Source organism: Bacillus thuringiensis, from assembly GCF_001455345.1.
GTDB classification, from domain to species: Bacteria; Bacillota; Bacilli; order Bacillales; family Bacillaceae_G; genus Bacillus_A; species Bacillus_A thuringiensis_N.
In genome coordinates this window covers 883,688-896,134 of sequence record NZ_CP013274.1, presented here as the reverse complement: position 1 = coordinate 896,134, position 12,447 = coordinate 883,688, and the positions used below count along the sequence as shown (strand labels likewise).

Here is a 12,447-nt window from a genome sequence, read left to right as displayed (position 1 = left end):
TATATACCCCTTTTCTTATTCTTTTTCTAGGCTAATTTCTGAATCTTGTATCATCGTAAACTCATTCAACTTTTGCTTATCTATTTTTCTAACCCTTAAAAAGTAACTGATGATTACTAGGATCGTAGCTAGTAATGTCATGTAAAACTGCATTCGCATATCTGCTATAAACGCTTGTGAAACAAATATCGTAATAATCATTAAAAGCGTTGCATATGTGAGATAAGGGAATAACCACATCTTCACTTTCAGCTTCCCAGCCCCTTCGAGTTCCCTGTCTCGTCTTAACTTGACATGTGAAACGGCAACGAACATATACATCAGCATCGTTACCCCGCCCGAACTATTCGCTAAAAATGCAAACAGTTTATCAGGAGATATAAATTTCAACATCGCGCAAATAAATGCAAATACGATACTCGCATAAATTGCGATAACCGGTGTCCCTCTACTATTTAACTTGGAAAAAGCAGAAGGAGCATCACCTTTTTTCGCAAGTGAAAATAACATACGCGAACTCGTATAAATCCCTGAGTTCATAACAGAAAGTAGTGATAAAAATACAACACCATTCATAATTTCTGCGGCTGCAGGTACTCCTGCCATATTAAATAAACTTGCATACGGAAGTTTTAATAATTCCTTATCCGTCCACGGAATAAACAGAACTAAAATCGTTACTGATCCGACGAAGAAAAGCATAAGACGCCATACTACACTATTAATAGCTCGTATAACATTCTTCTCTGGATTTTCCGATTCTCCGGCTGCAATCGCTGCGACTTCACTCCCTGATAACGAGAATGAAATAAACACAACGCTCAGTAAAACAGGGACAATTCCATTCGGGAAGAAACCACCATGTTCTGTAATAATAGAAAGACTCGGTCTATCCACCCCTGGAACGAGACCAAAGAACATCGAAACTCCTAAAATTAAAAACGCAACAATCGCCACCACTTTAATAAACGCTAACCAATATTCAAACTCACCGTACAATTTTACTGAATACACATTCGTCATCGTCATTAACAGAACCATACATAAACTCGCGATCCATGCTGGAATCGAAGGAAACCAATTATTGATCATTACACCTAAAAGCACCGCTTCAATTGCGATAATAATGACCCAGTTAAACCAATATAACCATCCGATCGTATACCCGGCCCACGGTCCAATTGCTTTGTTCGCATACGTTGCGAAAGAACCACTATCAGGATTTTCCGCTGCCATCTCTCCTAACATCCGCATCACGAGCACAACCATTAAAGCACCAATAATGTAGGACAAAATCGCTGCCGGCCCCGACGATTGAATAATCGTTCCACTTCCTACAAACAAACCGCCCCCGATAACCCCGCCAATTGAAATCATTGTTATATGCCGTGTTTTTAAATCTTTCTGTAACTCCTTTTTCTCTTTAGCCAAACAATTCACCAGCCCCTCCATTAGCATGAACGTGCGCCACACCCCATTGATAACGCTTTCTTTAAATCCCCTCCTATTTTAAGTAAAAAATAAAAAGAGCCAGAAAAACAACGCATACAACCGCATTGAATTTTACTGCCCCTATCCTTATGGCTCGTCCTCCTGCTAAGGAAGTTCAAGTGGAAAGAAGTTTCCGCTATTTTCTTTTCAAAACATATACCCGGGCTTGCAGAGAGGCTAATCACTGTCATCCGATAATAAGTTAATCATAATACAAGTAGACAGAATATTCAATAATCACTTTCGCAAATTTCATGAATAATAAAGAAAATTCTCTCCCCCCGCCACATATACTGTTCAAAAGCAAAAGGAAGTGATCCAATGTACTACGGAACAAAAGGCTGGTACGTAGCTGAACTAAAGAAATTAGGCGTGCGCTATCATGAAGGACGCAAACTAGAAAGTTACCGCGGACACGTCTTACGCAATTTACTAATCGCACAACAAGAGAAATTAAAAGAACAGTAATATACTAATGTAACGATATCGTCGATTCTCGGAATATATCAGCGATTTAGCACAATATATCGTCGATTTTTTAAATATATCGACGATTCGACATGAAATATCGATTTATCGACAAATTTCGCCAAATCGTTCCTCCATTCCACCAACCAATCACACATCAATACAAAGCAAAAAAAGGTCACCCAAACGGGTGATCTTTCTTATTCACAAACAAGAATCTGTCTAGTAAATGATCCTTTTCTTGTGATACAGCGATCTGTAATTTCAAATCCTGCTTCATGGATCATGTCGTCCATTGTTTCCATCGTGACAACGACTACCTTTTTAGCGATGCGGCGCGCGCTTGAAAGAATGGAGAACTGGTCTTCTGGTGTTGCATGTGTAAATAAGTCGTACGGCATATCGATAATGGCAACGTCGTAGTTCTCCGTAATTTCCTCGATTGGACCTTTTGTTACTGTTCCTTCAAACCCGAAATGTGCAATGTTTTTTCTCGTTCCAAGCACGACAAGTGGATTAATATCTCTACCAACGATATTAATTCCCATAGAAAGTGCTTCTACTACTACTGTTCCAATACCGCAGCACGGGTCAATCGCTCGTACCCCATCTGGATTTGGTACAGCAATATTTGCAACTGATCTCGCAACACGTGTGCTAAGAGATGTCGAATAACTATGCGGTTTTTTTATGTGATGATACCAAACTGGCTCACTTTCTACATAGTGTCCGAAGTACCAGCGTCCTCCAAGAGGAACAATCCCGAATACGCGCTCTGGATTACGAACATCCGCTTCTCCTTCAATATGCATGCCGAGGTCTCGTTCAATGAGACGTCTTTCCCCATATTCAATTTTATTTTCTTTCCCAAGGTCATTGATTTTAACGAAGATAACTTTAAATGACGCCCCCGCCAAATCAATTTGTTCCACTTGTTTTAGAATACTTTCTAAGTCGTCTCCTTCATACATAACCTCAACGCGCTCTTTTATAAACGCACTTCTACTCGGGTCAATTTTGACATCACTTTTCAAAATATTAACGTGAGACTCCATTCCAAAGAACGAGCGCATTTCCAAGTAACATAAAGCACGCTCCTCCTCGCGAAATGCATACGTATATATACATGCAGGTGTTTTACTATGATTATTCAATCTATGATCATCCTCTATATCGTTATAATTACAATTGCTACAATACTTTTTCATAAAATTAAATGATATCACATGCCGGAAATAAAGAGAAACCCTAATAAATAAAAGAGACTGCCTATTGGCAATCTCTTTTGTTTTATTAACGGAAAGAAGATACTTTATTACCCTTTGCTTCGTAATAATCTAAAATACCTTGATAAATCGCTTCTGCTGCATCTTGTCTCTGCTTTGGTGTAGCAATTTTATCTGCATCACTTTTATTATCTACAAATGCTAATTCTGTTAATACAGCTGGCATTGTATTTTCTCTAATTACATATAAATCACCTTTTTTCACACCACGGTCTGTTGTTCCAAGGGCTGCTACAAGGCGTTTCTGAATTTTGTCTGCTAATAAGCGACTGTCTTCCGTATATGGATTCGTTGACCTTGTTGGTGCTGCTGCATAATAGAATGTTTCTGTACCGTGTCCTTTTTTATCATCCGTACCGTTACCATGAATACTTACAAAGATATCACCATTATTTTTTTGAGCAAACTCTACTCGTTTTTTCAATGAATCTGTTGAGTTTACTCCTGGACGTGTATTATCTGTACGAGTGAACATAACAGTAAATGGTGCCTTTTGCTCAAAGATTTTCTTTAATCGTAATGATACATCTAATACAGTTTCACTTTCTTTCTCATAATAACCAACATTACCTGAGTCAATTCCACCGTGACCTGGATCAATAATAATTGCTTTACCTTCTAAGAAGTTCTCTTGTTTTACTGGGTTTAATTGATTTTTATCAACCCACTGGAAACCAGCGCCTACGCGGATACGAATCCAGCTGCCACTCTCTTCCATAACCGTTACTGTTTGTGCATCATATGTACCTAGCACTTTAGAACTATGTGAAGCTGTTTCATAAGTAGTAAATCCTTCATTAATCGTTTCTGTTTTTTCTTTTAGAGGTGTCCACTTCTCACCTTTACTTGTTACAATTTTCAACCAGCCGTCCGCTCTTTGCTCTGTCACTTCAACCATTTGCGGTTTATGTTGAACGTCAGTAATGCCAGATGATAATGATGGTTGATGATATGTAATAAAGTTTCTGTTCATATACATTCTTTTTGATGTATTTGTTTTATTTTGATCAGCCATTGCAATGAACTGAGCTGCTTCTGCACGAGTTACAGTTCCTTCAGGCTTCCAGCCATTTTCCGTACCTTTAGAAATCTCTAAAGCTACTAAAATATTAGCTTGTTTCTTACCCCAATGAGGTTCCAAATCTTTAAACTGTGTTGGAAGTTCTCCAATAATTTTCTTATCTAATGAGTATGCTTGTACTAACATAGATGCCATAGATGCACGGTTAATTTGGCTTGATGGATTGAATTTACCAGTACCATCCCCATTAATTACACCTGCTTTTTCCACTGCAGCAATGTACGGAGCTGCCCAATGGCTTTGTGCATCTTTAAAAGATGGCTTTGCTTTTGGATCAACTGGTAAACCAAGAACGACTGCTAAAATTTTTGCAGCTGACCCTCTATCTACTGCTTCAGATGGAGAAAACGTTCCATCTGGCTTTCCATCAAGCGCTTTTTTTCCTACTAAATAATCAACTGACTCTTGCGCCCATGTAGGAACATCCGAAAACTTCTTCGCTGCTGCGAAACTACTTACTGGAGACGATAATAAACTTGCGGCTAAAATACCTGCCGCGACTGCACGATACTTCATAAAAAATAATACTCCTCTCGACAATCATCTTTTTAATAACGCGTAATCTTAATATATAAATTTCGACAAATCCGAACAAAAAAAATTAGTGCGCCTCTATCATTTTATAATACTCGAATTATGTAGTAAACCTACTTTCTTAATATTGTAAAATAAATTACAATTAATTTACTTTTTGTTAAATAAAGTCGATTTCTCTGCAAACAAAAAATAGGCTACTAGAAGTAGCCTATTTCTTTTCTTATTCTGCAATCATCTCTGATAATACATATGCATAAACAAGTGCTTCTGTATGTGCAATCGAACTTTCATGTGTACGCTCAAATGCATGAGAAGAATCAATACCTGCTCCAATTAATGCATGTTTTACATCAAATCCAGCGCGAATCGCAGCGGATGCATCCGATCCATAGTACGGATAAATATCTACTTTATATTCAATATTGTTCGTTTTCGCAAGCTCTACTAAATGTTTACGTAGTGCATAATGGTACGGACCACTAGAGTCTTTTGCACAAATAGATACTGTATACTCGTCAGATGCTTGTCCATCACCTAGCGCTCCCATATCAACCGCTAAATATTCAACCGTTTCTTCTGGAATATTAGAGTTACCACCGTATCCAATCTCTTCATTGTTAGAAATTAAGAAATGAGTTGTATATGGTAATGTTACGTTTTCATCTTGTAATCTCTTAATTAATTTTAATAGAATCGCAACACTTACTTTGTCATCTAAATGACGTGATTTTATGTATCCACTCTCTGTAATTTGAACGCGTGGATCAAATGAAACGAAGTCTCCCACTTCAATTCCTAATTCACGTACTTCATCAGCTGAAAATACGCGCTCATCAATACGAACCTCAATATTTTTCTCATCACGTTTCGCTTCACCTGCATCTTTATATACATGTACAGATGTTTGGTGCATTAAAATCGTTCCTGTATACGTCTTGCCACTTGATGTTTCAATTTCGCAATATTCCCCTTCTACAGAGTTCCAGCGAAATCCGCCAATCATAGAAAGACTCAGACGACCGTCAGGCTTAATTTCTTTTACCATCGCACCTAACGTATCAACGTGTGCTGTTAATAAACGGTGCTGTGCATCATTTTTCCCTTTTACTGTTAAAATAAGAGCACCTTTATTGTTACGTTTCGTTTCTACATTCCACTCACTTACATAGTTTTCAATAAAACGAATAATTTTCTCTGTATTTCCAGACGGACTTGGAATAGAGACAAGCTCCTTAATCAATTCCATCGTTTCTTTCGCATGATGTGCCATTGTCGTTTCCTCCTCATTTTTTCTATTATTTAGTATACCGAATTTACTATAAATCCTCTACTCATATAGCTTAATTTTCTAAATTATAGTAAAATTCACTTTAGTATACAAAAGGAGTTATAAAATATGAATATATCCAAAAAACATGCACACATTGCACTCACTTGGTTTTTAGCATCATTATTTTGTTTACAAGTTTCTTATGCAGTTCATACTACTACTTCTATTACAATTGGCTGGGTATTAACAGCTATCTTCTTCATTATTAGTTTATTTGCAACAAAAAAGCATAGCGTTACTCATTAACGCTATGCTTTTCCTATAAAACTATTCTTCTGAAACATCTAATAAATAAATGCCTCTTTCAAACCCACCACGCTCTATTTCTTTTTGCTTACGAAGACGTTCTATGTCTTCAATTGTTGCACCTTCTGCACGCGCTAATGAAATGATCACTTCCAGTGCATCCGCAAGAGAATCAAGCGCATGTTCACGCTCTTTCATAGAAGCAAATTCACGAATTTCTTCTGTTCCAATTTTCGCTAAAGCTTGTATGTATGCTTGTCCTGTTAATTTTTGTGCTGTATATGTTTTTCCAGACATTAAAATCTTCTCTGGAACACGATCTCTTACTAACTTGTTATATGCTGACATCATTCATCCTCCTATGTTTAATAGCATCCGAGCTCTGCTGTATAGAAAAACCATTTCTTCGTCACGCATGCACTAATCATATCAATTCCTGATCCTTTTGCTCTTACGTGCGGAAAGAAATAGTGCTCTGATCCTTCTTCTTCCTTACCATATAAAGTTTGGTACTCAGCTGGAATTCCTTCTTTTTTCACATCTTTTTCTTTCGTCACCCCGCCAGAAAACGCAACGCTTGGATGTCCTTCAAAAAACAAAGCAGTTCGCACCGCCATAGATGGTGTACTATGCAAAGCATAATATGCTATTACAATCATGCTGATAACACCGATAAATTTTTTCATATATTACTCCTTAAAAAAAAGTGCTAACACAATTATACTAAAATGTGTTAGCACTTTCTCCCCTTTACCCTAAATTAACCGGCAGTAAAACTACCACTACACTTTATTCCCCTTTAAATGCCGGCAAACGTTTTTCTAAAAATGCAGCAATGCCTTCTTTATGATCCGCTGTTTGTCTCATCGCATATTGACCGCGTTTTTCAAGCTGCAATGTTTGTTCTAAATTAGAGCGATTTACTTCACATAAAATTTGCTTCGTCTGAATCATCGCTTTAATTGGCTTTTGTGACCATTCACTAATTTTTTGCTTCACAGCCGTTTGGAAGTCCTCGCCGATTACTTCATCAATTAAACCGATATCAAGCGCTTCTGTTGCTGATAATTTCTTTCCTTCCCAAATAATTTGCTTCGTCATATTTTCACCAACGCGCTTTTGAAGGAAGAAATGGCCGCCTCCATCTGGAATTAAAGCGATTCCAATAAAGTTCATCGCAATAATCGATGATATATCTGCCATCACATAGTCAGCTGTTAGCGCAATACTTAATCCAAGACCAGCAGTTGGTCCATGAATAGCACTAATAACAAGCTTCGGCATCGTATATAAAGTCACGACAACTTCAGAAATAGTATTCATAATACCATCAAACTTGCTTTCATCATTACTTGAAAGCATCGATTTAATATCTCCACCCGCAGAAAAACCACGGCCGTTCCCGCATAACACAACAATATGCGCCGAACTCTCCGCTACTTCTTTCAGTTTTTGTAATAGCTCTTTTAACGTTGGCTCATCTAATGCATTTAACACCTCTGGGCGATTGACCATAACCGTTGCAACGCGCCCTTCATACTTCACAACAACAGATTCTGTTTTACTTGTTACTTCCATTATATATACCCCTCTTTTCCACATAAAGATTATACTTATATAATTATAGAAAAGAGGTGAAAAACCCTTCTTTTTTCTTAATTTTCTGTCTAATAATCTCGTAATTTGTATATAACCTTGTATAAAACATACAATTTCGTTGAAAAATATAGAAATTAAAGTCGTTTTATCCCCTCTCTTCATCTATTTACCATTACAATGAAATGGTGTATTCTTAAGTCTGATATAAAAATTAAATATAGAAATTCATTCCCCTTCCTATTAATAGAGGGGTGCTGAAATAAAGGAATGAAGAAATGGAGGAACATATGGTTACTAAGTTAAAACAGACGGATAACTACTTCCCGCATTTCCTACTGCTATTTATCGTGTTTCAACCAATTTTAGATTTATTAACGTCTTTTTCAATCTATATATTGCACATGAGCGCAACAGTCGGAATCGTAGTCCGTTTCGCCTTTATGCTTCTTGCATTAGGTTATCTACTTCTTCATCATAAACAACAAGGTGCGAAAAAATATATTCTTTATTTATGTCTCTTTGGCATCGTACTTGCAATCGGCCTTGTGAATAATTTAATGGTCAAGTCTCCAGTTTCATTTGGAGAAGAAGTGAAATTTATTTTGAAAAGTGTATATCCAATTGTACTACTGTTTGGATATATTATCGCACTGAAAGAACTAAAGAATAACGAATTTGCGTTTCATAAAATCATTACGTATTTCTTATATGCAACGTTAATTTTAAGTATTTCAATCATCGTGGCAATGGCAACTGGTACAGATTTCCCAAGCTATCCGAACTCAAAAATCGGTTCAAGAGGATGGTTCTTTGCTGGTAATGATTTAAGTTCCATTTTCGCAATTATGTTCCCAATCGTTGTTTTATACTCGGTACATAAAACAACTTCTTTCTCAAAAGTGTATTACTGGATTCCAACTGTACTTGCGATGTATGCAAGCATTATGATCGGAACGAAAGTAGGCTATGGTGCCATCGTTATTACACTCGGCATTGCTCTTTTCTTCTTATTCATTGAATATATGATGCATCGTAAAAAAGAAGGAAAAGGATTCACATATCTTGTAAACACAGTTGTTGCTGCTGTCGTATTAGGAGGGTTACTCGTACTTACACCGCAAACTCCTATCGCAAAAAACATGAGCATCCATTTACAAATATATGAATACAAAAAATCAGTACAAGAAGAAAAGGATCGAAAAGAAGGAAAAGAAGTTAAAGAAGAAGAACATAAGCAGGGTGAACTAACAGACTCTGAAATGAAAAGTTTAATTTACAGTGATCGTGACAAGTTTTTAAAAGTATACAAACAATACTATAAAGAAGCACCACTATCTCAAAAACTCTTTGGAATGGGCTACGCTGGTAACTATACAACGAAAATGAAGTTAGTCGAAATGGATTTCCACGACCTATTCTTTGCATTCGGAATTGTCGGCTTCCTTATGTACCTATTGCCGCTTCTTTATTTCGGTATAAAAATATTCATTCGCTTGATCACAAACTTCAAGAAACTATTTAGCGTAAAACATATGCTACTAGCTAGCACACTCGTCCTATCGCTCGGTATCGGATTTATGTCTGGACACGTCTTAACAGCACCAGCCGTTAGTATTTTCTTTGTTGTGATACTTGCTTACTTAATTGTTGATTTAGAAATAGAATAAGAAAGAAGCAGCATCCATTTGGATGCTGCTTCTTTCTATTGAAACGATGCATGAATCTGCTCCAACACCTCATCAATATTATCCTTCGTAATAACAATACCGAAATCTTTAGGTACATTACGATCTTCTTTATCCACAACTTTATGTGCAATTATCTTTCCGACTTCTGGTCTGAAATGATGTCCATCCATATAATTATCTAAGTTCTTTGTTACTGAATTTAAATACATGAAATGATGTACTTCTCCAAATACATCGACAGCATCATGGAGCCATCTTTTATAATCTTCCCATCGACCTGATTGAATCATCGTACGGAACAATGGCTCTGAAACAGGAGTTGTAAAAATATAAAACTTCGTATTTGGATTATGAGATTTTACAGCACCTAATATTTCCTTCATATTTTGATACTCATAATTCCCGCCATAAATCTCTCTACTAAATTTATCTACTTGCGCGGCAATTTGTGTATCACGCTCTTCTTTCGTATACTCACGCATCGACTTTATGTTATCACGATTATATACATCAATAGTCTTATTGTGATGAATGGAGTTTTGAATTGTATTTCGGGAATATGTAATCCCATCCATACTCACATACGATTTAATTGGATATAGTAAGCTTTGCGCCTCATTAATATATACTTCTGGCTTTTCAAAACCGATTTCTCTATTTTTGTTCGTTCCAAGGAAATCTAAACCAATCACAATAGAAGATAATTCACTACCTTTTCGCTCTTTTGCATATTCAATATACGCATCGTACTCACGCGGATCTGTACTACTTACCGCATAATTAAATGCATTTAATCCGAGAAAATCATTCTCATTAATAAACGTTGTTCTACTACTTCCAAGTATAACGCCATCATAAGTAAACGGACGATATGTTATATAATTCGTTTTTTGTTGTCTCTCATTAAACCCAAACTGAACATCATTCCACTTATTTTTATGCGAGAATAACCAAAGTGAATCTGCATAGCCATTAAATATTCCAACACCTGTAAGTGGAACAAAAACACATACAAAAACGAAAATAAGCCACTGTTTGTTTTTCATATTCTCCACCTAGAAATTAAAGTATAAAAACTCACTAATACTCGTTAAATGTAGCACACTATACACAAGTAATATTGCAGTAAATAACGCCGTCCATACTGTCGGGCGGAATGAGTCTTTTAACTGAATTGAATTTTTTAAGAAGAAACTAATACATAATGCTCCGAAAATATACGCTACTATTTCCGTATTTAATAATGAAACATGGTATGCTTCAGTAAATGAAACACCGTACTCTTTTAAAAATTGTAGCTTCTCAATAATAAATACTGGGAACACGCTATTTGCTAGTTCGAATCCATTAAATCCAAACATTCCTTTTAACACTTTCACCGCATCATGCATCGATGTTGCTCTAAAGAATACCCACGTTATATTAATGAAGAAAAACGTCACGAGCCATCCTGCCCAAGCCGGCATGCGCCCTCCTGCTTTATTCCACAAACGATGAACGACAGAAGCTAATCCGTGCAGAAATCCCCAGAAAACAAATGTCCAACCAGCCCCATGCCAAAGTCCACTTATTAAGAAGACAATCATAATATTGACGTATGTACGCGTAATACCTTTTCGATTTCCTCCAAGAGAAATATACACATATTTCGTTAAAAATTGGCTTAATGTCATATGCCAACGATGCCAAAAGTCTTGTATACTCACCGCTTTATAAGGCGAGTTAAAGTTTTGAGGCAATTTAATATTGAACATTAACGCAATCCCAATTGCCATATCGCTATATCCACTGAAATCAAAGTATAACTGGAATGTAAACGCTAATGATGAAAGCCACGCTTCAACAAAGGTTAGTGACTGCTGTACATCAAACCCTTCCCGTACGACAGGAGATAAAACGTCTGCAATCCCTACTTTCTTGAAAATACCGATGGCAAATACAAAAATACCGAGAACGATATAATTTGATTGCCAACGCTTTTTACTACGATCCGCAAACTGCGGCATAATTTGTGCATGGTGTACAATTGGTCCTGCAATAAGTTGCGGGAAAAATGTTACAAACAGAGCGTAATCAAGAAAATGACATGCCTCCGTTTCTCCGCGATATGTATCTACTAAAAACGCAATCTTTTGGAATGTATAGAAACTAATCGCAAGCGGTAACGTTAATGATAATAATGTAAAATGAGTTCCAAATAACGAATTCACATTTTGTAAAAAGAAATCATAGTACTTGAAATAACTAAGCATTCCGATATTAAATATTAAGCCTACTGTTAAAAGAAATTTACTCTTATGCTTCACGAGCCTCATTCCGATAAAGTAGTTCACAATGAGCGATACTAACATAAGCGGCAAATATTTTATGTTCCAATAACTATAAAAAAATAAAGACGCTGCCACAAGCCAAGCTTTCGCTAAAGTAGTTTGTCCAAACTTATTTAATAAAAAATATAAAAGAAATGCTATCGGTAAAAATAAAAAAATAAACTCAAACGAGTTAAATAACACACCATCTCTTCCCTTCTAAACAAATCACACCTTATTCATCTTATCTTATCCAGATAGTGGGTGTCAAAAGGATTCCATACCGCTTTCCTTCTATTATATAGAATAATTATTTTAATCGAATTATTAACATGCTAAAATATTAAAGGCACTATTATATAAAAGAATATATAATAGATATGTCGGTTTTTTTTGCACGAAATGTATTTCG

The 12,447-nt window shown here is 36.3% G+C and carries 11 protein-coding genes and 1 pseudogene; 3 read left to right on the top strand and 9 right to left on the bottom strand.

Features of this window, described 5'->3' with window-relative positions:
- Nucleotides 1–15 precede the first annotated feature (15 nt).
- Complete coding sequence (locus ATN06_RS04780; RefSeq protein ID WP_088116321.1) at nucleotides 16–1,440, bottom strand: amino acid permease; 1,425 nt, start codon at nucleotides 1,438–1,440, stop codon at nucleotides 16–18.
- Between the two features lie 319 nt (nucleotides 1,441–1,759).
- On the opposite strand from ATN06_RS04780, the pseudogene ATN06_RS04775 reads away from it, so the two are divergent.
- Nucleotides 1,760–1,959 (top strand): annotated as a pseudogene (locus tag ATN06_RS04775) (YflJ family protein); the annotation flags it as partial.
- Nucleotides 1,960–2,159: 200 nt separating this feature from the next.
- Here ATN06_RS04775 and ATN06_RS04770 read toward each other — a convergent pair.
- From ATN06_RS04770 to ATN06_RS04760, 3 genes are all read right to left on the bottom strand, one after another.
- Complete coding sequence (locus ATN06_RS04770; protein WP_060629734.1) at nucleotides 2,160–3,113, bottom strand: TRM11 family SAM-dependent methyltransferase; 954 nt, start codon at nucleotides 3,111–3,113, stop codon at nucleotides 2,160–2,162.
- 139 nt (nucleotides 3,114–3,252) lie between these two features.
- Complete coding sequence (locus tag ATN06_RS04765; protein ID WP_060629733.1) at nucleotides 3,253–4,842, bottom strand: N-acetylmuramoyl-L-alanine amidase; 1,590 nt, start codon at nucleotides 4,840–4,842, stop codon at nucleotides 3,253–3,255.
- Between the two features lie 241 nt (nucleotides 4,843–5,083).
- Entirely contained in the window at nucleotides 5,084–6,133 is a 1,050-nt protein-coding gene (locus tag ATN06_RS04760) for a M42 family metallopeptidase (RefSeq protein WP_000930036.1), read from the bottom strand.
- 126 nt (nucleotides 6,134–6,259) lie between these two features.
- Between ATN06_RS04760 and ATN06_RS04755 the strand changes: the two genes are divergently transcribed.
- Complete coding sequence (locus ATN06_RS04755; protein WP_060629732.1) at nucleotides 6,260–6,439, top strand: hypothetical protein; 180 nt, start codon at nucleotides 6,260–6,262, stop codon at nucleotides 6,437–6,439.
- A gap of 21 nt (nucleotides 6,440–6,460) precedes the next feature.
- On the opposite strand, the gene ATN06_RS04750 is transcribed toward ATN06_RS04755, so the two are convergent.
- The 3 genes from ATN06_RS04750 to ATN06_RS04740 all read right to left on the bottom strand — a co-directional run bounded on the left by ATN06_RS04750 (nucleotide 6,461) and on the right by ATN06_RS04740 (nucleotide 8,041).
- The gene (locus ATN06_RS04750; protein WP_060629731.1) at nucleotides 6,461–6,787 is read right to left on the bottom strand and encodes a nucleoside triphosphate pyrophosphohydrolase; all 327 of its coding nucleotides are present in this window, start codon (nucleotides 6,785–6,787) and stop codon (nucleotides 6,461–6,463) included.
- A 17-nt stretch (nucleotides 6,788–6,804) separates the two neighbouring features.
- Complete coding sequence (locus ATN06_RS04745; RefSeq protein ID WP_060629730.1) at nucleotides 6,805–7,125, bottom strand: hypothetical protein; 321 nt, start codon at nucleotides 7,123–7,125, stop codon at nucleotides 6,805–6,807.
- Between the two features lie 103 nt (nucleotides 7,126–7,228).
- The gene (locus tag ATN06_RS04740) at nucleotides 7,229–8,041 is read right to left on the bottom strand and encodes an enoyl-CoA hydratase (protein WP_140350562.1); all 813 of its coding nucleotides are present in this window, start codon (nucleotides 8,039–8,041) and stop codon (nucleotides 7,229–7,231) included.
- Nucleotides 8,042–8,325: 284 nt separating this feature from the next.
- Here ATN06_RS04740 and ATN06_RS04735 point away from each other — a divergent pair, with 284 nt between their 5' ends.
- Nucleotides 8,326–9,705 (top strand): O-antigen ligase family protein, encoded by a 1,380-nt coding sequence (locus ATN06_RS04735; protein WP_060629729.1) that lies wholly within the window; start codon nucleotides 8,326–8,328, stop codon nucleotides 9,703–9,705.
- 35 nt (nucleotides 9,706–9,740) lie between these two features.
- Here ATN06_RS04735 and ATN06_RS04730 read toward each other — a convergent pair whose 3' ends face one another.
- Nucleotides 9,741–10,772, bottom strand: coding sequence for a hypothetical protein (locus ATN06_RS04730; protein WP_060629728.1), 1,032 nt, complete (start codon nucleotides 10,770–10,772; stop codon nucleotides 9,741–9,743).
- A 9-nt stretch (nucleotides 10,773–10,781) separates the two neighbouring features.
- Entirely contained in the window at nucleotides 10,782–12,239 is a 1,458-nt protein-coding gene (locus ATN06_RS04725; protein ID WP_060629727.1) for an MBOAT family O-acyltransferase, read from the bottom strand.
- Nucleotides 12,240–12,447 lie beyond the last annotated feature (208 nt).

Coding starts and splice junctions, on each gene's coding strand:
- ATN06_RS04740 (WP_140350562.1), bottom strand. CDS start 8,041: ATGTGGAAAAGAGGGGTATATATAATGGAAGTAACAAGTAAAACAGAA.
- ATN06_RS04750 (WP_060629731.1), bottom strand. CDS start 6,787: ATGTCAGCATATAACAAGTTAGTAAGAGATCGTGTTCCAGAGAAGATT.
- ATN06_RS04735 (WP_060629729.1), top strand. CDS start 8,326: ATGGTTACTAAGTTAAAACAGACGGATAACTACTTCCCGCATTTCCTA.
- ATN06_RS04755 (WP_060629732.1), top strand. CDS start 6,260: ATGAATATATCCAAAAAACATGCACACATTGCACTCACTTGGTTTTTA.
- ATN06_RS04760 (WP_000930036.1), bottom strand. CDS start 6,133: ATGGCACATCATGCGAAAGAAACGATGGAATTGATTAAGGAGCTTGTC.
- ATN06_RS04745 (WP_060629730.1), bottom strand. CDS start 7,125: ATGAAAAAATTTATCGGTGTTATCAGCATGATTGTAATAGCATATTAT.
- ATN06_RS04730 (WP_060629728.1), bottom strand. CDS start 10,772: ATGAAAAACAAACAGTGGCTTATTTTCGTTTTTGTATGTGTTTTTGTT.
- ATN06_RS04765 (WP_060629733.1), bottom strand. CDS start 4,842: ATGAAGTATCGTGCAGTCGCGGCAGGTATTTTAGCCGCAAGTTTATTA.